A 22,229-nucleotide genomic window follows, 5' to 3' on the forward strand; every position below is an offset into this window, starting at 1 on the left:
TCGAACAGAGAAGTTAAGCCCCGCACCGCTGATGATACTGGGATCAAACCCGGGAAAGTAAGTAAGCTCCAAGTTATTATTATCCCCAAGCCCGCTAGATTCTAGTGGGCTTTTTTTTTGCTGAATGAAGAATGTAGAATTAGTGGTTAGTTATTAGAGTTTCGAATGTGAATCCGACATCCATTCATAATTTATACTTCACCATTTACCATTTATTAGTGCTGCATTGTTGGAATAAACCTTTCAATGTAGAATGTAAAATGTAGAATTTTTGATAGAAAACACTGTCGTGCAGCCCTGCGAAATGTGATGAACACAGCGGTAGACGAGGTTTTGACCTCAGCATAGGCGATGTGCGTAGGCGTCAAAAGTATAGGCGATAGCGGAGTGAATCACGGTTTCGCGAAGCGAAATTCGCCTTTGCTGAACGACAAAAAAAGAAGTTTTTTTGTTTCTTTTTTTTCAAAAAAAGAAAGGCCTTGGTAAGTTTGATTCAGTAAAAAGAATTGTTAAATAAATTCACATAACTACATTTCCTAGTTAAAAATCTCATTGGTCTTTCTTTTTTTTCATAAAAAAAGAAACAAAAAAAACAAAAGAAATACGGTTAATCCTAAGACGAATTCCGCATGCGCGGAACCGATGTTCACTCCGCATACGGCTTTAATCTTTGACGCATAGCCTTAGCCTACGCACGAGGTCAAAGATGCGCCTGCCGCTTCGCTCATGCTTCGTTCACATCTTTCGTAGGATTAACCCTTTTAAATAGGGATTAGTTGTTAGGGATTAGAACGTAGACCGATCCATTTACAATTTATAATTCACAATTTACAATTCTACATTTTCCCTATCTTTACATCCATGACTATCCTCTACATCTTTCTCGGAATATTAGCCGGAGCCGGTATCACCTACCTCCTACTGCAAGGCAAAATCAATTTACTAGTAAGCCAATTGGCCCAATTCAATCAAGAACAAGCTAAATGGCAAACACTGGAGGCCGAGACTAAAAAGAAAATCCAAGAGCTAGAACAAGAAAACAGAAGCATGTTTGGCCAAATATCCCTTTTGGAAGGCCAAAATACTAGCCTCAAAGAATCCTTGGATAGCCAGAAGGCCGACGAGGACAAAATGCGTAAAATGCTGGTGGATATCAGCAATGAATCCGTGCTCCGACAAGGCAAAGTGCTCAGCGATCAGCAACAAGTAAAGCTGAATGACGTACTCAATCCACTCAAAGAAAAGCTGAAGGAGTTTGAAGAGAAAGTCAACCTAGGCCAAAAGACCAGTCTGGAGCAAAGTACCGTATTGATGGAGCAAATCAAAAACCTGACCAGCCTCAACCAAACCGTAACCCAAAAAACAGAAGATTTGACGAATGCCCTCAAAGGCTCCAATAAAACCCAAGGAAACTGGGGTGAAATGATCCTAGAACGCGTATTGGAAAGCTCTGGCCTCAAAAAAGGCTCCGAATATGAGACCCAATTTGTGACAAGAAATCAAATGAACGAAAGCATCAAACCCGATGCGGTGATTTTCCTGCCTGACAATAAAAATCTGATCATTGATAGCAAAGTGTCTTTGGTGGCCTACGAACGCTACACCCGTGCCGAGGAAGGTAGCCTAGAGAAAGAGATTGCCCTTAAAGCTCATATTGAATCCTTAAAGAACCACATCAAAGAATTATCTGCGAAAGATTATCACACAGGTCTGAACTTGAATAGCCCCGATTTTGTCTTGCTGTTTATCCCCATTGAATCTGGATTTGTGGCGACCATTTCCCAGGACACCACCTTATTCAACTTTGCTTGGGAAAGAAAAATAGTCTTGGTCTCCCCTTCTACCCTATTGGCTACGCTGAGGACCATTGCTTCTGTTTGGAAAACCGAATACCAAACCCGTAATGCCATTGAAATAGCCCGACAAGCCGGCGATTTGTACGATAAATTTGTCAGCTTTACCCAAGACATGGAAGACGTGGGCAAACACATCAAAAAAGCAGAAGATGCCCACGTCAATGCCCTCAACAAATTAAGCACAGGTAAAGGTAACCTCGTTACCCGTGCGGAGAAACTCCATAAACTTGGCATCAAGTCTACCAAAAAACTCAACCAAGGACTTATTCAGGAGGAGGATTCTGATGAAGAAGAGGAAAATGAATTATAAATTATAATTTATAGATTGTGAATGCCTGAATGACGTTGACCGTTTTATCAATTTTTGAATTCTACATACTTCATTTTACATTCTACATTGAGAGGTTAACCGCAGGGTCCATGTCGAATGACAGATGATAGGGATTTGTAATCTCATGTCAAAGTTGGCTTCGAGAACCTCAGCCAACAACGAGAACCTCAGCCAACAGTATTCGCAAACGATAACATTTTACATTCTAATTTCTAAAAACTAATCAGAAGGTTAATCCCAACGAAAGATGGGAACGAAGCATGAGCGAAGCGGCAGGCGGGAAGGAAATTGTAAATGATGAATTATAAATTATAAATAGATGTAGCATTCTACATTCTACATTTTTCATTCTAACAGCCGTATGCGGAGTGACAATCGGTTCCGCGCAGCGGAATTCGTCTTAGGATTAACCGTATTTCTTCCGTTTTTTTTGTTTCTTTTTTTATGAAAAAAAAGAAATGCCAAAGAAAGTTAAGCTTCTGAAAATTGATGAATTCAAAAGAGTCAAAGCTAAAGGACATGTTCACCTCCCTACGTTTCGGTGTAAACCGAAGGGTCATGTCAAATGACAGATAATAGGGATTTGCAATCCCATGTTAACTGTTGGCTTCGAGAACCTCAGCCAACATTATTCGCAAACAATAGCATTCTACATGCTAAACACTAAAAACGAAACCATACTAACTAATACTACCTCTGCGTTCATCACCTTTCGCAGGACTGCACGACGGAGTTTTCTATCAAAAAATCTACATTCTTCATTTTACATTCTACATTGAGAGGTTAATCCAATGATAAGTAGTAATTGTAATTGAAAAGCATTTTACACGAACGGTTATTAGCTTTTCAATAACTATTTTCCAGCCAGCAATTTGCCCAAATACCACTATTTTACACCAAAATGATGGATTAAACGATCTATTCCCTATTTCTTTTTTTTGTTTTCTACCAAAATTCCACTTTGTCTTTACAACAAAGTCTAGCTAACGAACCTGCTGGATATGGTAGGCAAGTAGATTTTGGGTAGATTCGTGGCTGTAAATGCGAAATACCTGTTTCGGCATGCCAATAAAAGAGTAGGGATAAGCGAAATGTAGTAGCGCTTATACCCAAGGTATACATTAATTAGGAACGACAGAAAGAACCAATCAACATAAAAATTACCAATCGAAAATATGCAAGAAGAAATAATAAAACACACTAAAAAAATATATTCAGAGATGAACAATAAAAAACATTCTTTCAGTGAAAAAGTAAAAGAAGTTCTAACGGAAATTTTAATTATTGTATTTGCCGTTACTCTTTCCATTTGGCTCCACTCTTGGAGCGAAGAAAAACATCAACAGGAAGATGCTCAATCATTTTTAATTGGCTTGAAAGACGATTTACAAAATGACATTTCAAACCTAGAAGACACAAAAAATATATTAAATAAAACTCAACAACAAGTTTTCTTTAATTCACACCTCACACCTGAAAAAATAGACAGTATTAAAGCTAATCACCAACAGATTAATTCAGGTACCAATTTCATCAATACCTTAGTCAATAATGGACGATATGAAGGCTTTAAATCGAGTGGAAAAATAAACAATATAGAAAATCAAAACTTAAGGAATTCGATTTTAAGTTATTATCAGCAAACCATTCCACAGATAGCACTGGTCGAAGGGGCATACGAAAAACTTACTTCTAGGTATGTCGATTTATTAATGAGTGGAGATGAAGATATCAATAAGACTATATTGAAAAAGAAGACAAAGATTATTTTATCAGGTATTGATAATTTTACCCAATACAATCAAAAAACGTATGAAGACGCGATTAAGCAAGCAAGAGACATTATAAAAGAAATTGACAAAATAGAGACTGAATAAAAAAGCGAACGCACAATAGCTGTTTGACCATTTAGCGATTTAGGGCTGTTAGAATGAAGAATGCTACATCCATTTATAATTTATAATTCATCATTTACAATTTCCTTTCCGCCTTGGTAAGTGATGTTCTGTAAAAAGATTTTTTAAAAAAGTTAATACGAATGCATTTCCTAGTTAAAAATATCTTTGGTCTTTCTTTTTTTTCAAAAAAGAAAATTCGAACGAATGACAGATAATAGGGATTTGCAATCCCATGTTAAATGTTGGCTTCGAGAGCCTCAGCCAACATCGAGAACCTCAGCCAATATTATTCACAAACAATAGCATTTTACATTCTAATTTCTAAAAACTAATCAGAAGGTTAATCCCAACGAAAGATGAGAGCGCAGCATGAGCGAAGCGGCAGGCGGGAAGGAAATTGTAAATGATGAATTATAAATTATAAATAGATGTAGCATTCTACATTTTTCATTCTAACAGCCGTATGCGGAGTGACAATCGGTTCCGCGCAGCGGAATTCGTCTTAGGATTAACCGTATTTCTTCTGTTTTTTTTGTTTCTTTTTTTATGAAAAAAAAGAAATGCCAAAGAAAGTTAAGCTTCTGAAAATTGCTGAATTCAAAAGAGTTTAAAATACTTTTTATTTAAAATCAAGCACTTTGCGTTTCATTAATTCACATGGATTTTCTTTTTTTTCAAAAAAAGAAACAAAAAAACTTCTTTTTTTTGTCGTTCAGCCAAGGCGAATTCCGCTTTGCGGAACCGTGATTCACTTCGCTATCGCCTATATTTTTGACGCCAACGCACATCGCCTATGCTGAGGTCAAAACTTCGTCTACCGCTTCGTTCATCACATTTCGCAGGGCTGCACGACGGTGTTTTCGATCAAAAAATTCTACATTATTCATTTTACATGCTACATTAAGAGGTTAACCGCAGGGGCATGTCGAATAACAGATAATAGGGATTTGCAATCTCATGTTAAATGTTGGCTTCGAGTGCCTCAGCCAACAACGAGAACTTCAACCTAAATTATTCACAAACGATAGCATTCTACATTAAACGGTTAATCCCAACGAAAGATGGGAACGCAGCATGAGCGAAGCGGAAGGCGCATCTTTGACCTAGTGCGTAGGCAAAAGCTAAGCGTCAAAGATTAAAGCCGTATGCGGAGTGACAATCGGTTCCGCGCAGCGGAATTCGTCTTAGGATTAACCGTCTTTCTTCTGTTTTTTTTGTTTCTTTTTTTATGAAAAAAAAGAAATACCAAAGAAAGTAAAGCTCCAGAAAAAGTGATGAATTCAAAAGAGTTTAAAAGCACTTTTCGTTTCATTATTTCACATGTATTTTCTGTTTTTGAAAAAAAAGAAATGCCTTGGTAAGTGATGTTCTGTAAAATAACTGATAAAATAGATTTTACACGAACGGTTATGTCAATGAATCATTTTAGCGTATTTTAATATCTTCAAACAACACCCTACTGAAAGAGTATATTGAACTTCAAGTTAAGATGTGCAACCGCCATTTGAAAGATGCGGGGATTCATCCACTAGTGGCCTATGTTCTATTGGCGGGATTGTTCCTTGGACTTTCTGTTTACTTGTTTCAAAGCACGGAATTTGCCCCCTATATTTACTTGCTTTTTGCACTGTCGATGATTGGAAATTTATCGGAAAAGCGGAGAACAGAGTTTCTGCGCCTTTGTTTTGGCGACTCTCGCATGAAAAAAATTAGAATTTGCGAGAATGTCATAGCTTCTCTGCCATTTCTAGCTTTTCTGCTGTATCAACAACTTTTTGTTTATATGGCATTATTAGTAGCATTGGTCATCCTAATGGCACTCAGCCAGTTCAAAACCGCCTTACAATGGACCCTTTGGACGCCATTTTCAAAAAGACCTTTTGAATTTATGGTGGGTTTTAGAAATACATTTTACCTATTTTTTATGGCCTATGTCTTGGCTGTGATGGCTGTTATACAGAATAATTTTAATTTGGGGATATTCGCTTTGTTGATTGTATTTACCACATGCCTATTTTTCCATACCAAAGCAGAAAATGAATATTACGTTTGGTCATTCCATCCGAAACCGAGAGCATTTTTGTTGAGGAAAATAAAAACGGCCCTGCTTTATTCTACTTTACTGGCTTTACCCATAACACTGCTTCTCTCCTATTTCTTTTATCAAAACATCGGCATCATCTTGCTTTTCATGGTACTTGCTTGGGCATTTTTGATATCGATGATTGTGAGCAAATATTCCGAGTATCCTAATGAAATATACCTTGCACCCAGTATCTTGTTAGCGCTATGTCTTTGGTTTCCGCCCTTACTACTGCTATTCATTCCTTACTATTTCAAAAAATCTGAAAACCGCCTCACCCGTTTATTGAAATGATATCCATCCGAAACTTATCCAAGCAATATGGGACTAAGGTAGTGTTGAATCAAATCCACCTGGATTTTGAGCAAGGAAAAGTATATGGCATTGTCGGTGAAAATGGTGCCGGAAAGACCACCTTATTTAGGTGCATAGCTGGATTAGAAGACTACGAAGGTGAGATACTCTCCCATCTGACACCCCTAAAAAACCACCTAGGTTTATTGTTGACGGAACCTTTTTTCTTTCCGAAAATAACAGGCAAAGAATACATCCAGTTGTTATGCCAAGCCAGGGACATCCAAATCTCCAATTTGGAGGACAAGAACATTTTTGATTTACCCTTGAACCAATATGCGGCAACTTATTCCACGGGAATGAAGAAGAAATTAGCCTTGACGGCCATTTTATTGCAGGGCAACGAGTACTTTATCTTGGACGAGCCATTTAATGGAGTGGATATAGCCAGTAATATCCTGATTACCGAAATCATTCATCAACTCAAAGCACTGGGTAAGACTGTCATTATTTCCTCCCATATATTCTCTACGCTGAGTGATACTTGTGATAAAATACAGGTGATGAGCCAAGGAAGTTTGATCAAGTCTGTTCAAAAGCCAGACTTTGCCAACTTGGAAACAGAAATCAAGCAAATGACCCTAGGTAAGAAATTGGATAAATTGGGATTGGCATAATATGCCCAAGAAGCTTACCAATTTAGCTAAACATGCCAATTTTTACACGAACGGTTGATAGCTTTCTTTTAGACTATTTCATGCCAAATTTCAGCCAAAATACCTCCATATTAATCCAATTCAAGGATTAAACGGCATGTTCTCAATTTATATGGTTCATTTTCAAGCAAAATTTCAATTTGTCTTTACAACAAAGTCTATCTCGGAGACCAGCTAGCTATGGTGGGGAAATGGATTTTGGGTAGATTGGGACTATTAATCTTAAAATACTGATTTCTATAAACTACCTAAAAGGTAGGCATAAACAGGTATTTAATATTGATTAAAAAATTAGTGGCAACAATACGAACAAATCCACATAACAAAAAATAAAGACACGAGTCCGAGATGTTAGATCAGTCATTTTCAATTGAAAATTTCAGAAAGATTCTTGATATAGAGAATCGAAAAGGATATTATTTGGAAGGAGATTTCTTTTCTGACATAAAAGAAATTAGCAAAAAAATAAAAGAGGTTAACGCAGAAATTCGAATACTCAAACAAAAAGGATTAGACAATAAAAGTTTTATTGAAGAACGAAACACAATTAATGAAAAGAAAGATAAACTTAACGAACAGCGTGAACAAAAGTTGACAATGAAACTAACTACAATTAGTTCAAATGTTACGGCCCAAGAATTTAAAATTAAAATCGTTAAAGACATTTCTATAACCGATAAGCCAGTTTACAAGACTGAGTATAATTTAGAAAATATTTTAACTCTAAAGCAACTTCAATATAATTTCAGGAAACTTTATAAAGTAAAACAATCGAGTCGCTACGCCATTATAAGCCAATTAAAGAATTTGCTTGATGATGGATTTCCAAAAATCATTTTGAAGACAGATATAAAAGAGTTTTACGAAAGTATTCCTCACGATAATTTATTGAATAAAATCAATGACGATAATTTGCTAACTCATTTATCAATGCGTTTTATTCAACAAATTTTAAATACGTTCAAACACGAATCAGGTACAACTAATGGAGTTCCGAGAGGGATCGGTATTAGTCCATATTTGACAGAACTATATATGAGAGATATTGATGCAAAAATCAAACTTCTCCCAAACTTGATGTATTATGCAAGATATGTGGACGACATAATCTTAATTTTTATGCCACAAATTATTAACACGAACAGATATTATCAAATAGAAGTAAAAGAAGTTCTTTCTAAAGAAGAATTGATTATGAATGAAAGCATAGGTAAAACAAAACTTATTGATTTATCAAACAAGAATATAAATCAACAATACGAATTTGAGTATTTAGGTTATAAATTCATTTCAGGATATAAATCCAATAAACACATTCCTTTAAAATTAACAATTTCATCTAGGAAAAAACAGCAATATGAGGATAGGTTGAAAAAAGCATTTGAACTATATGCTAAGCAATCAAAACAAAATGAAAAAAAAGCGAGAAAACTATTTGTAAAAAGAATCAAGTTTTTGACAAGCAATACAAGATTAGTAAACAACAAAAGAAATGTAATCACGGGAATATATTACACTAATAGCTTAATTTCAACAACGGATGATTTAAAAGATTTAGACCTTTGCTTTGATGAATTTATAACCAGTTTTGCTTTACAAGAAACACTTGCTTCAAGGATTAGAAACTCAAATTCATTTGTATCAGGTTTCGATCCGACAAATATTTCAAAGTTCAGCACAGTTGAATTAAATAAAATAATGAACCACTGGACAAAGTGAAAAAACGAAAGAAAAAATACATTAAGTATAAAAAAGAAAGAGTCATTCTTTCAGATGTATTGCCATTTGAAGTTCCTATTACATTTTCAAATCGAAATTTTTATGATTTTCTTTTGTCATGCAAAATTGTTGTGGAAAATGAAAAAATTGCTATTCTGAAAAACAATACGCAAACAAACCAAGAAATTATAAAACTTCTCATGGGAATTAATTCAGCTACACCATTTATAAATGAGAAGGTCAATTTTGAAGAGACTAAAAGAGATAGTATTCCTTTTGGTTATAAAATCGTTCACAAGGAAAATGATTTTCGTGAATTGACTATCATTCATCCCAAAAACCAACTTGCTGTTATTGATTTTTACGATACATATAGAGACTTAATATTATATTACTGTAATAAAAGTCAGTTTTCCATTAGAAGACCATACAGAATTTCAAAATATACATATTTCAAAGATCGACTCCACATAGAAAAGCTTGCAGAGGATAACGATGAAATTGTTGAACAAAATGATTTAGAATATGAAAATTTAAAGACGTTTTTTGTCTATAAAAAATACAGTAATATCCATAAATTTTACGAATCATATCAATATCATAGGTGTGAGAAAAAGTTCAATTATCTTTTCAAGTTTGATATTTCAAAATGCTTTGACAGTATATATACTCATTCTATTTCATGGGCATTATTGGACAAAGAAATTGTAAAAAAATATTTAGCTGATAGCAAGCAAACCTTTGGTCAAAGATTTGATAATTTAATGCAAAAACTAAATTACAATGAAACAAACGGAATTGTTATAGGACCTGAATTCTCAAGAATATTTTCTGAACTAATTTTGCAAGAAATTGATGACCAAGCAAAAGATGAATTAAAACTTGGAGGATTCCATTACAAAAAAGATTACGAAATTTTTAGATATGTAGATGACTATTTTATTTTTTACAACGATGAATCTACTAAAGAGAAAATTATAACCACTTTCAGGTTGAGATTGCGTGATTTCAAATTATCATTAAATGACTCAAAAAGTATTCAATACAAAAAGCCAATAATTACAGAAATCACTATTGCGAAGCAAAAAATAAACGACTTACTAAATACTATTTCATACAAAATTGAAGATTTTGAAGAAGGCTTAGAAGAAGATGGGATAACAACAATTAAGAAAAAGAAAGGTAAAGTATATATTAATTCTAATAGTTTAATAACCAAGTTCAAGACAATAATTTTTGAAGCTAAAATTGATTATAAAGACATTCTCAATTACACTTTTACAATTATTGAGAGAAAGTTAAATACATTAGTAAAAAACTACTTCAAAATAATTAACGAAAAGAATACTGAAAAAGATTTTATAAATGCATTACTTGAATTATTAGATTTTGTATTTTTCCTTTATTCAGTATCGCCGAGAGTAAATACAACAATAAAACTTTGCAGAATTTTACGAATAGTTACAACTATTCTAAACCATAAAGACGAGTTTAATTTTGACTTCAAACATCTTGTCTTTAAAAAGATTTATGACAACATTATTTTTACTTTATACAAAAATAAAACCGTTAGCCACGCGCAAGTAGAAACGTTGTATTTACTTATAGCACTTGGCGAACTCGGCAATAAATATTGGCTTACAGAAGACGTACTTGCAAGTTATTTGCGAATTGATAACAAAGACTCTAACTTCTATTCTAAAACAGAACTTAACTATTTTTCACTTGTTGTTTCGCTTTTTTATATGAAAGACAAAGTTCGTTTTAAAAAACTTCGTGACTTCATTTTACATAAATTGGTTGAAAAATTTGAAAATGTGAGTTATGTCGACAGAATAAAAAAAGCAGAGTTAATTTTACTATTGTTTGACATTATTGCATATCCATATATAAATATTGATACAATAAAACGAAAAGTGCTAGCTTTATACAACATCTCAGATACAAGCTTACAAACAAATATTATTAATGCAAGAAATAATTGGTTTACAAATTGGTCAGATTTTGACTTTGGAAAAGCACTTGATGCCAAACAAAGCCAGGAAGTATATTAAGAAACTGAATCAGTCCAACCGTTAACGCCATAGGTGGCACACACACAAGCAGAGTTAGACATCACTATAAATGAGTTGTATAACGACAAAAGCAGCAGGGACTGGCTGCTTTTTTTTAAAACAAAACAGAAATTATTTAAAAAGAAATACTAATAGAGGCAGAAAATGTGACTGTTAAGGAAATCAATCAAATGGAAGTTGAATTTATTAAGCAATATCAATCCAACAACCCAAGCATTGGCTATAACCAGTGGCCAAAATTCAAAGAAAATACTAAATAATTCAGGGGCAGAACCTCAAAGATTTGGAAATGAAAGCTTAATCTTACCTAAAAAAAAGCCCCCATTTATAATTCATAATTTATCATTTATAATTTCCTTACGCTTTCTTCAAAAACTCCGTCTTTAAGACCATCATCGTTTTTTCTACTTTGCCTTCTACTTCGCCTTCAAAATCGGTTAAGCGGATGTTGCGCACCATGGTTCCGCGTTTGATGACGCCAGATGATCCACGTACTTTTAAGTCCTTAATTACTGTTACTGAATCTCCGTCGTTCAATAAATTACCGTTGCTGTCTTTAACTTCCATGTGCTATAATTGATTAATATTTTTGGTTCCTATTTCTAAAGCCCAATAAGCGCTGCGCTAAGTCGGGTCGCTGTAATTTGGTCAAACGGTTACGAATCCAATCCTTGAACTCGGCTTTGTACCAAAAGAAATACTTATTTTGATTTTGCTTCTCTTCCTTGGTTTTGGCCGTATAAATCGGCTGCAAGGTATACGGATGAACACCAGTATAATAAATCACCTCAGCCACCGTCATGGGCGTTGGGGTGAAATCCTGTACTTGTTCCAAGTGAAAGCCTAAATCCTTGGTCTCGGCCGCCAAATTGGCCATGTCCACTTCCTCACATCCTGGGTGAGAAGAAATGAAATAAGGAATCAAAGGCTGTTTCAAACCATGCTTGGCTGAAATGGCATCGTATTTTTCTTTGAACTTCCTGAAATATTTGAACGAAGGCTTGCGCATAACCCGCAAAGTAGCGTCCGAGGTATGCTCTGGAGCCACTTTCAATCGGCCAGATACATGGCGCGTAATCAATTGCTCCATGTATTCATCGTGGTTCATGTCGGAATTATTCTTATTGAAATCATCCACCAACAAATCATAACGCACTCCCGAACCCACAAAGGCTTTCTTGATGCCTGGATGCGCATCAACCTTTTTATATATCTCCGTCAATGGCTTGTGAGAGGTATCCAAATTGGAACAAATCACGGGGTGAATGCAGCTTGGACTAGAACAACGAGCACAAATGGACTCGTCTTTGCCCCGCATCTTGTACATGTTGGCCGAAGGTCCTCCCAAATCAGAAATGTATCCTTTAAAATCTGGTGATTTCGTGATTTGATCGACCTCCTTCATGATGGATTTCTCACTTCGAGAAGCAATGAACTTCCCTTGATGGGCCGAAATGGTACAAAAACTACAACCTCCAAAACAACCTCGGTGCATGTTGACCGAGAATTTAATCATCTCAAAAGCGGGAATAGGCCCTCTTTTGCGGTATTTGGGATGAGGTAAACGGGTATAAGGTAAATCAAAAGAGCGATCCATCTCCACCTCATCCATGGTTTTGAAAGGGGGATTAATGACCAAGGTTTGATCTCCTACTTGCTGTATAATCCGATTGGCCTGCCATTTATTGGACTCCACCTCCACAATCTTGAAATTGGCGGCGTATTTGATTTTATCAACCAAACAATCTTCATGACTGCTCAATTCCACGGTTTCCCAGGAATCCACCACCAGTAAAGCAGCCTCTTTGGGTTGTAAAAATGCCACTTGATTGATATTCGTTAACTCCGTTAATGGAATCCCACTTTTCACCCCACGAATAATCTCGCGCAAGGGCTGCTCGCCCATGCCATATACCAATACATCGGCTTTGGAATCTATTAAAACCGAAGGAAATAATTTGTCGGCCCAGTAATCATAATGCGTCACCCGACGTAAGGACGCTTCTATTCCTCCAATCAAGACAGGAACATCGGGATAAATTTCTTTGAGTATGTTGGAATACACCGTTGTGGCATAATCCGGTCTAAAACCTGCTTCCCCACCAGGGGTATAGGAATCATTGGAACGTAAGCGACGGTTGGCTGTATAATGATTCACCATGGAATCCATACAACCGGCGGTTACACCAAAAAAATACTTGGGTTTGCCTAATTTCTTGAAATCACGTAAATCATCTTGCCAGTTGGGTTGGGCCACAATACCCACTTTCAAACCTTCACTTTCCATGATTCGACCAATCACTGCGGTGCCAAAAGAGGGGTGATCCACGTAGGCGTCGCCGGATATTAAAATAACATCTAGCTCGTCCCAGCCTCGTTTTTCTACTTCTTTTTTTGTTAAGGGTAACCAGTCGGTGATCGGTCTTTCTTCCATGTTACAAAATTAGTGGAAATTGGGTGTTTTACCTATTCTTCGATTATCAACATGTTTTGCAGGATCATGTCAAACCCGATAATAAGAAATGCCTTGGTAAGTTAAGTTCCATAAAAGGAATTGTTAAAAAAGTTCATACAAGTACATTTCTTAGTTAAAAATTTCCTTGGTCTTTCTTTTTTTCATAAAAAAAGAAAATCCTAAGTATTTGCTAAAACATAGTGTTATTGTTACAACTCCTAGAAAATAGCTTTACCGAAGATTTAATTCATATGGTCTTTCTTTTTTTTCATAAAAAAAGAAACAAAAAAAACGAGAGAAATGCGGTTAATCCTAAGACGAATTCCGCTGCGCGGAACCGATTGTCACTCCGCATACGGCTTTAATCTTTGACGCCATCGCACATGGCCTATGCGCAAGGTCAAATATCCGCCTGCCGCTTCGCTCATGCTGCGTTCCCATCTTTCGTTGGGATTAACCGTTTTGTTATTAGGGTTAAGGGATTAAGATGTAAAATTTGCCACCACCATTTATACTTTATAATTCATCATTTACAATTTCCTTTTGCTTCGCTCATGCTTCGTTCCCATCTTTCGTTGGGATTAACCAGTCAATGAAGAATGTAGAATAATAATTAGCTGAGGCTCTCGATGTTGGCTGAGGCTCTCGAAGCCAACTTTAACTTGAGATTGCAAATACCTATTTTCTATCATTCGCCATGCCCTGCGGTTAACCTTTCAACGTAGAAGGGGAAATGTAGAATGTAGAATTTTAGGAATGAAAATACCGTCGGTCAGCACGAGCGAAAGGTGATGAACGCAGCGATAGACGAGGTTTTGACCTCAGCATAGGCGATGCGCGTCGGCGTCAAAAATATAGGCGATAGCGGAGAGAATCACGGTTCCGCAAAGCGGAATTCGTCTTAGGATTAACCGACTTTCTAAAAGTTTTTTTGTTTCTTTTTTTCTCCCAAAAAAGAAATGCCTTGGTAAGTAAAGTTCAGTAAAAAAAATTGTTAAATAAGTTTACATAAATACATTTCTTAGTTAAAAATCTCACTGGTCTTTCTTTTTTCTCATAAAAAAAGAAAAAACAAATTAGTCTCAGTAAAGTAGCATTATTCTAAAATAACAAGAAAGAGTATAAAACTTAAGGATGCATTATTCGCCAATCTCTTCTATTTTTGTAAGATATGCAGCTTTCCATCATATTTGTTAATTACCAAAGCGAAGATCTTCTACTGAATTGCTTTAGGAGCATTTACCAGTATACCCAAGGTCTGGAATTTGAGTGCATTGTGATGGATAATAAATACCAAGCGGGTGCTAATGCTACTATTCTTCAGGAATTTACAGCCACGGTGTGGATTGATTTGGGCTATAATGCTGGGTTCTCCAAAGCAAATAATATGGGTTTAGCACTTGCCAAAGCCCCTCATGTTTTGTTCATGAATGCGGATACATTGGTAAGCGACAATGCCATTGGGAAAGCCTATGATTACCTACAACAAAAACCTGAAATTGCCGCTGTTGGAGCTATTCAGGTAGATGCGGAGGGGAATCCGATACCCTATTATCGGACGCTGAACGACATCCGCATTGATTTATACATTTTGCCCAATATTCATTCCTGGAAGAAATGGGTATACCAATGTTTTCCTAGCTATGTGGCGCAAGAAAGCTTTGAGACCAATAATTTGGTTGGGTTTTTCTTGATGACGAGTCAAAAAGTAATCGATCAAGTGGGAGCTTGGGACGAGGATTTTTTCATGTATGCCGAAGATGCCGAATGGAGTACTCGGTTGATTAAAGCAGGGAAATTAGCCTATTTTGAGGATATCCGAGTGACGCATTTATTAGGTGATAATCCCTTCCGAAGAGCGAAAACTTCCTGGGTCAATCGTTTTTCAGTTCAAATCCAAGTGTCGAATTTATTGTGGATTAGGAAAAGCTATGGCCTGGTAGCCTATTTGCTTATTTTATTGAACTATACAGCTTTGGTTCCCTTGTTTTGGACTTGGAAAACCCTATTGAATCTGGTCAAAATGAGGCCATTGATGCACAATACAGAGAATCAGGTCTTGTTCAGTCGAAAAACGGGCATGCTATTTCATTATTTTTGGCAAACGGTTTTTTTGTCAAAAAAGTCATATCAGATCAAACCTGAAGAAAATGTTCACTAAATGCCATTTCTGATAAATATCATACATAAATCATGTCATCAATCTAAGGATTATGTAGTAAATTCGTTTTTAGCCTAAAATCATCATAAAATTGTAAATTTTGAATATCTCAGAACCATTATTTCAAGCCTTATCTGGACAATGCCAACCCAAAGAATTGGATTGGTTGAAGGAAAAATCTGCGAAAGACACTAATTCCCTATCGCTTAGCTTTGTCATGGTTCCTCGTTTTATAGAAAAACAAGAACTAGAAAACGAAGTCTTGAGCCAGGCCGCTTCCATCCTGCCCGATTGGAATTGGAATGGCTGGACTTTGGACCGCTTGGCTCGCGTGTATTTATTGAGCCTTTGCCAAGAGCGAGATTTAAGTCGAGAAGAATACATCAAAAAAATTAACTTACTATTTGATACCGCTGAATTAAACGAATCGGTAGCACTATATTCGGCCATTCCGGTTTTGGCCTATCCAGAAGCTTGGATGAACCGTGCCACGGATGCGGTGCGTTCTAATGTAGGTTTAATCTTTGATGCCATTGCCTTTGGAAATCCATATCCCAAGCAGTATTTCTCGGAATTAGCTTGGAACCAATTGGTCTTAAAATGCATCTTCAACGATAAGCCGATTCATCAAATTGAAGGATTAGAAGAAAGAAATAACGAAGCTTTGGTAAATACCTTGGTGGATTTTGCGCATGAGAGATGGGCAGCGAACCGACGAGTACCTTCGCAAGTTTGGCGCCTGCTTATCCCCTATTTGAACCAAGAAATATTACCCAATATTGAAAAATTAATTCATTCCGATTCCGCCTCAGACCGTTTGGCAGCTGCGCTTGTTTTAGCGCAAAGCAGCTTGCATGAAGCGAAAACATTGGCAGAAAAATATAAAAACGAGCTTCCTGCCATCCCAAAAGATGCTTGGGGAGCTTTAGAGAAACCAGAACCCATTTACCAACCAGCCTAGGATTATGTGTAAAAATCCACACCCATCGAACCCATCCCATTTTCAAGGATCAGCAGAGGAAGAAATGACTGCTAGCACCGTGGAAGAAACATTTGAGCAATACATCAAAGGCATGAAGTTTTTTGATCCGCATGTGCACATGACGGCAAGAACAACGGATGATTACCAAGCCTTAGCGGATGCTGGAGTCGTGGCCATCATTGAACCAGCCTTTTGGTTAGGTCAACCTAGAACGGGGTTATCCTCGTTCAAAGACTATTTTGCTACCTTGGTTGGTTGGGAGCGTTTTCGTTCTTCTCAGTTTGGCATCAAGCATTATTGCACCATTGGATTAAACTCACGGGAGGCTAATAATGAGGCATTGGCTGAGGAAGTGATGGAGATTTTACCTTTGTTTTTGCAAAAAGAAGGCGTAGTAGGTGTTGGAGAAATTGGTTTTGATGACCAAACCGCCTTGGAAGAAAAATACTACCGAGCACAATTGGAATTGGCCAAAGAAATGGGCTTACCTGTGCAGGTGCATACACCTCACCGAGATAAGAAAAAAGGGACGGAAAGAAGCATGGCCATTGCATTAGAGCATGGTTTAGATCCTCATATGGTCATTATTGATCATAACAACGAGGAAACGGTTAAATCGGTTTTGGATCAAGGATTCTATGCTGCATTTACCATTTACCCCTTCACGAAAATGGGTAATGAGCGCATGGTGGAAATCGTCAAACAATACGGTCCATCCATGATCATGATTAATTCAGCGGCCGACTGGGGAATTTCCGATCCCTTGGCAATTCCTAAAACAGCAGCCTTGATGAAGATGAAAGGGATTGCCGATGAAGATATTCGTTTAGTGACCTACCAAAATGCCTTGGATGCTTTTGCACAAAGTGGACAAATTAAGGAATCTGATTTTATCCATGGCATGGAAATAGATCAGTCTTTGAAATTCAATGGCAATACTGTTTTAAGGGGTGGACAGGCTCCAAGAGTCAATAAAAACTCCTTGATCATTCGCTAATGAGTCAGATTAGGGCCTTTTTGGAATTAACTCGACCAGCCAATGTCATCACGGCATTGACCGACATCATGGCGGGTATGGCCATCGTAGGTTTCCTTTTCGTTTGGAAAGATTATTCCATACAGCCCTTACTTTTATTAGGATTTTCCACCATGTGTCTATATGCCGGCGGTGTTGTGTTCAATGATGTGTTTGATAGAGAATTAGACAGCATGGAACGACCAGAAAGAGCTTTGCCTAGTGGCAGAATTTCTTTACAAGCCGCTGTGGCAGGAGGTTTATTCCTTCTTGTTTTGGGTATTTTCTTAGCCTTCAAACAAAGTTTACTCAGTGGCTATGTGGCCATCATCATCACCTTATTAGCCATATTTTACGACTGGAAAGGAAAACACATGACTTATTTTGGCCCCATCAACATGGGCCTTTGTCGTGCCTTTAACCTACTTTTGGGCATGTCGGTCTACGAACTAGGCGTCATAGAACAGGGGCAATGGATGATATTACCCTTGATTTATATCGCGGCGATTACCATGGTGAGTCGGGGTGAAGTACATGGCAGTACGCCTTGGCCCATCGCAGCAGCAGCCTTATTCTTTTTGATCATTCATGCGGCACAATTATCCTTGGCCATTAAATTGGAACAATGGATTGCCATTCCTTTCATTATCTTGCATATCACGCTTATATTTAAACCTTTAATAAAAGCATATCAAAATCCCATTGGACCTAACATTGGTAAAACGGTGAAAGCAGGAGTCTTATCACTCATTGTGATGAACGCAGCCTGGGTGAGTCTAAGTGGACAATGGATGATTGCTTTGGCCGTATTAGCCCTATTACCCATTTCCATGCGAGTAGGGAAATTCTTTGCCGTTACGTAATTTTATAGCATGCAGTCATTAGAACAATATTTTCAGGTACCCTTTCGCTATCAAGTCATTTTTTCCAAAGGCTTATTCCAACAAGATAATCCCGTTTTCAAGGATTTCATCTTGAACTTTGGTTTAGCTGATTTTAGAAAAAGGATCATATTTGTCATTGATAAAGGTGTGGCAGATGCCCATCCGAACTTGACCTCTGAAATCGTCCAATACTTTGATACCTATCCTGTGGCTGATTTAGCCCCAGAAATCTTGATTTTACCTGGTGGAGAAGTTTGTAAAAATGACCCTCGCTTTTATGAAGAAGTGGTTCGGGTTATTGATGAGCATCGCATCGATCGACACTCTTTTGTGGCGTGCATTGGTGGTGGAGCCTTTTTAGACATGAGTGGTTATGCTGCAGCTATCTCGCACCGTGGGGTGAAATTCATTCGTATACCAAGTACGGTTTTATCTCAAAATGATTCGGGAGTAGGCGTGAAAAATGGGGTAAATTACATGGGAAAGAAAAATTTCCTGGGCACTTTTGCTCCTCCTGTAGCCGTATTCAATGATGTGAATTTATTGGCTACTTTAAACGACCGCGATTGGAGATCAGGCATTGCGGAAGCCATCAAAGTCGCTTTAATCAAGGATTTGGCCTTCTTTCAATGGTTGGAAGAAAATACCTCAGCCATGAATGAGCGCCATGAAGCGGTCATGATCGAACAAATTTACCGTTGTGCGGAATTACACATGCAGCATATTTCCAGTGGTGATCCCTTTGAATTAGGTTCAGCTAGACCTTTGGATTTTGGCCATTGGGCAGCCCATAAATTGGAATATTTAAGCAATTTCGAGATTCGTCACGGGGAAGCTGTGGCCATCGGTATTGCTTTAGATACAGCCTATTCCCATGAAATTGGTTATTTAACCGCCGAAGAAAGAGACCGAGTGATTACGGTCATTCGTAGATTAGGATTTGATACCTACCACCCAGCCTTGGCAGAAAATGACAAAGCTAATTTATTCAAAGGCTTGCAGGAATTTCAGGAGCATTTGGGTGGACAATTATGCATTACTTTGTTGGAAAAACTAGGCAAAGGAAAAGAAGTGCACGAAATGAATTTTGATTTAATTAAAAAATCGGTTGATTTCTTAGCTCAATTAGGATAGCAAACCATGAAAACAGCACAAGGGCTTTTAAGTTATTGTTCCAACATTCACCCAGGTGAAATTTGGTCTGAACATTTTGCCAATCTTCAAAAAAACATACCAGCGATCAAAGCAGCGGTAAGTCCTGACGCTCCCATGGGCCTTGGTTTACGCATTGCGGATTTAGCGAGTAAAGATTTGCAAGATGAACAAGCTTGGGAAGCCTTGACGGATTGGTTGAAAGCCGAGGATTTATATGTGTTTACGCTCAATGGATTTCCTTTTGGTGGTTTTCATGGAGTAGTGGTCAAAGATGATGTGCACACTCCCGATTGGACCACGAAAGAACGATACGAATATACCCTGCGTTTGGCACATATATTAGCCAAACTTTTACCCGAAAATCAAACTTCAGGTGGTATTTCCACCTCGCCACTCTCCTACCGTTTTTGGTGGAAAAGTCCAGAGGCCTTGCAAGAAGCCACTGAAAAAGGCACGTTAGCCTTGGTGGATGTAGTGGACCAATTGGCGCAGATTGAACAAGCGACTGGGAAAAGCATACACATTGACATAGAACCAGAACCCGATGGAATTTTAGAAAACCACCGTGAGTTTGTGGATTGGTATGGTGCCTGTTTATTGCCATTAGGTATCCCTCATTTAATCGAAAAAGGATATAGTGCTGCGAAAGCCGAGGAATTGATTCGACGACATATTCAAATCTGTTTTGACATCTGTCATTTCGGAGTTAGCTATGATCATCCTGCTACCTGCATTGCAGAGTTGAAAGAAAAAGGCATACAAGTAGGTAAGATACAAGTGAGTTCTGCCTTGCGTTTGGACTTTAGTCAACAAGCCGAAGAGAAATTAGCCTTGTTAAAAAAATACCAAGAGCCTGTTTATTTGCATCAAGTGAAAGCCAAAAAAGCGGATGGTAGTTTCATTCAATATCCGGATTTGGACCAAGCCTTTGCGGCTTATGAACCAGGGGCATTTTTGGAATGGAGAATTCACTACCATGTACCTCTATTTTTAGAGAGTTATGGTTTATTGGGTTCAACACAAAAAGAAATTAGAGAAACATTAGCGATACAAAAGCAGGAAGCATTCACAGGCCAAATGGAAATAGAAACCTATACTTGGGGAGTCTTGCCAGAAGAACATCAAATTCCCATTCATGAATCCATCATTCGTGAGATTCAATGGGTACAAGAACAATTAAAAGCCTAATATGATGCAAAAGACGGTCGTGATTGATGTCGTTGGATTAAGTCAAAGCGTGCTTTGCGAGCATACACCGTTTTTAAACCAGTTCATTGCTTCCAAGCAAATTTGCCATATTAAACCCGTTTTACCGGCTGTGACGACTACTTCTCAGAGTTGTTATGTCACTGGAAAATACCCCAATGAAAACGGAATTGTGGGAAATGGCTGGTATGATCGCGAAGATGCCGAAGTAAAGTTTTGGAAACAATCCAACCATTTGGTGCAAGGAGAGAAAATATGGGATGCTGCCAAAAAGGCCAATCCCAACTTTACCTGTGCTAAAATGTTCTGGTGGTACAACATGTATTCAACAGCTGATTATTCGGTGACACCTCGTCCGCAGTACCATGCCGACGGCGTGAAAGCACCCGATTGCTACTCCTACCCTGCCTCCTTACGTGACGAATTACAAGCCGAACTAGGAACATTTCCTTTGTTTAGTTTTTGGGGGCCAAATGCCAATATAAAATCAACCCAATGGATTGCGGATGCATCAATCTGGGTAGATAAGAAATACAATCCCACGTTGAACCTGATTTATTTGCCCCATTTGGACTATTGTCTACAAAAATTCGGCCCAGATCTTCCCAAGATTGCGAAGGAATTACAAGAGATCGATCAGGTGGTCAAAGAGCTAGTGACGCATTTTGAAAGCACAGGAGCAGAAGTGATTCTGCTATCGGAATATGGTATCAATGAAGTAAATCAGCCGATTTACATCAACCGAATTTTGCGTGAAAAGGGATTGATTAGCATACGTATCGAACAAGGCTTAGAACTTTTGGATGCAGGTGCTAGTGCTGCATTTGCTACGGCAGATCACCAGATAGCGCATGTGTACATACAAGATGCCAACAAAATAGCGGCCATCAAGGCCGATTTAGAAAAAGTAGCCGGCATAGCTAAAGTCCTAAATAAAGAAGAGCAAAAAGCCTACCACATAGACCATGCCCGCAGTGGAGAACTAGTTTTAATCGCTGAACCGCAAGCTTGGTTTGTTTATTATTTCTGGATGGATGATGCCAAAGCACCCGACTATGCCCGATTAGTGGATATTCATCGGAAGCCAGGTTATGACCCTGTTGAGATGTTTATGGACCCTAAAAACCCCTTCATTAAACTCAGAGCGGCTTATAAATTGGCCAGAAAACTCAGTGGTTTTCGCTATTTGATGGATGTGATTCCATTGGATGCCACACTGATCAAGGGTTCCCATGGAAGTATTTTTTGTGAGCCAGCCTATTATCCTATTTATGTGTCGGATCAAAAGAGCCTTCCTAGCCAAGTAGAAGCACCAGAAGTATATGATTTAATTTGGAAAACTATTTTTCAATAAAAATTTAATTAGAAAAATTAGCACTATATTTAGCCATTAAATCAA

At 37.6% G+C, this 22,229-nt stretch carries 15 protein-coding genes; 13 read left to right on the forward strand and 2 right to left on the reverse strand.

Annotated features, from left to right (window positions below; translation table 11 throughout):
* Positions 1-861 precede the first annotated feature (861 nt).
* From rmuC to drt3b, 6 genes are all read left to right on the forward strand, one after another.
* The gene (gene rmuC / locus U0R11_RS10150) at positions 862-2,166 is read left to right on the forward strand and encodes a DNA recombination protein RmuC (RefSeq protein ID WP_406751582.1); all 1,305 of its coding nucleotides are present in this window, start codon (positions 862-864) and stop codon (positions 2,164-2,166) included.
* Positions 2,167-3,362: 1,196 nt separating this feature from the next.
* Positions 3,363-4,064 carry a DUF6090 family protein gene (locus U0R11_RS10155; protein ID WP_406751583.1) on the forward strand — a complete coding sequence of 234 codons (702 nt, stop codon included), beginning with the start codon at positions 3,363-3,365 and terminating at the stop codon, positions 4,062-4,064.
* A 1,510-nt stretch (positions 4,065-5,574) separates the two neighbouring features.
* A complete protein-coding gene (locus tag U0R11_RS10160) occupies positions 5,575-6,462 on the forward strand; it encodes an ABC transporter permease (RefSeq protein WP_406751584.1) in 888 nt (295 codons plus the stop codon).
* Positions 6,459-7,139, forward strand: coding sequence for an ABC transporter ATP-binding protein (locus U0R11_RS10165; RefSeq protein WP_406751585.1), 681 nt, complete (start codon positions 6,459-6,461; stop codon positions 7,137-7,139). Before U0R11_RS10160 ends, U0R11_RS10165 begins: the two co-directional genes overlap by 4 nt.
* Positions 7,140-7,526: 387 nt before the next feature.
* Positions 7,527-8,897 (forward strand): antiviral reverse transcriptase Drt3a, encoded by a 1,371-nt coding sequence (drt3a, locus tag U0R11_RS10170; RefSeq protein ID WP_406751586.1) that lies wholly within the window; start codon positions 7,527-7,529, stop codon positions 8,895-8,897.
* Positions 8,894-10,951: an antiviral reverse transcriptase Drt3b gene (gene drt3b, locus U0R11_RS10175; protein ID WP_406751587.1), complete on the forward strand. Its 2,058-nt coding sequence runs from the start codon at positions 8,894-8,896 to the stop codon at positions 10,949-10,951. The genes drt3a and drt3b overlap by 4 nt, the downstream gene beginning before the upstream one ends.
* A gap of 378 nt (positions 10,952-11,329) precedes the next feature.
* Here drt3b and U0R11_RS10180 read toward each other — a convergent pair whose 3' ends face one another.
* Both U0R11_RS10180 and U0R11_RS10185 read right to left on the reverse strand, forming a co-directional pair.
* Positions 11,330-11,539, reverse strand: a complete 210-nt coding sequence (locus U0R11_RS10180) for a zinc ribbon domain-containing protein YjdM (RefSeq protein WP_109322565.1) — start codon at positions 11,537-11,539, stop codon at positions 11,330-11,332.
* 13 nt (positions 11,540-11,552) lie between these two features.
* On the reverse strand, positions 11,553-13,406 hold the full coding sequence (locus U0R11_RS10185; protein WP_406751588.1) for a YgiQ family radical SAM protein: 1,854 nt from the start codon (positions 13,404-13,406) through the stop codon (positions 11,553-11,555).
* A 1,192-nt stretch (positions 13,407-14,598) separates the two neighbouring features.
* Here U0R11_RS10185 and U0R11_RS10190 point away from each other — a divergent pair.
* From U0R11_RS10190 to U0R11_RS10220, 7 genes are all read left to right on the forward strand, one after another.
* The gene (locus tag U0R11_RS10190; protein ID WP_406751589.1) at positions 14,599-15,588 is read left to right on the forward strand and encodes a glycosyltransferase; all 990 of its coding nucleotides are present in this window, start codon (positions 14,599-14,601) and stop codon (positions 15,586-15,588) included.
* Between the two features lie 100 nt (positions 15,589-15,688).
* The gene (locus tag U0R11_RS10195) at positions 15,689-16,549 is read left to right on the forward strand and encodes an EboA domain-containing protein (RefSeq protein WP_406751590.1); all 861 of its coding nucleotides are present in this window, start codon (positions 15,689-15,691) and stop codon (positions 16,547-16,549) included.
* Between the two features lie 64 nt (positions 16,550-16,613).
* Positions 16,614-17,567, forward strand: a complete 954-nt coding sequence (locus U0R11_RS10200; RefSeq protein WP_406751723.1) for a TatD family hydrolase — start codon at positions 16,614-16,616, stop codon at positions 17,565-17,567.
* Positions 17,567-18,448, forward strand: a complete 882-nt coding sequence (gene eboC / locus U0R11_RS10205) for a UbiA-like protein EboC (protein ID WP_406751591.1) — start codon at positions 17,567-17,569, stop codon at positions 18,446-18,448. Before U0R11_RS10200 ends, eboC begins: the two co-directional genes overlap by 1 nt.
* Before the next feature lie 9 nt (positions 18,449-18,457).
* Positions 18,458-19,603, forward strand: coding sequence for a 3-dehydroquinate synthase (locus U0R11_RS10210; RefSeq protein WP_406751592.1), 1,146 nt, complete (start codon positions 18,458-18,460; stop codon positions 19,601-19,603).
* Between the two features lie 6 nt (positions 19,604-19,609).
* A complete protein-coding gene (eboE, locus tag U0R11_RS10215) occupies positions 19,610-20,812 on the forward strand; it encodes a metabolite traffic protein EboE (RefSeq protein ID WP_406751593.1) in 1,203 nt (400 codons plus the stop codon).
* A 4-nt stretch (positions 20,813-20,816) separates the two neighbouring features.
* Complete coding sequence (locus tag U0R11_RS10220; protein WP_406751724.1) at positions 20,817-22,184, forward strand: alkaline phosphatase family protein; 1,368 nt, start codon at positions 20,817-20,819, stop codon at positions 22,182-22,184.
* The last annotated feature ends 45 nt before the right edge of the window (positions 22,185-22,229 follow it).

Origin of the sequence: Aquirufa salirivi, from assembly GCF_045310485.1 — a bacterium.
Lineage (GTDB): Bacteria > Bacteroidota > Bacteroidia > Cytophagales > Spirosomataceae > Aquirufa > Aquirufa salirivi.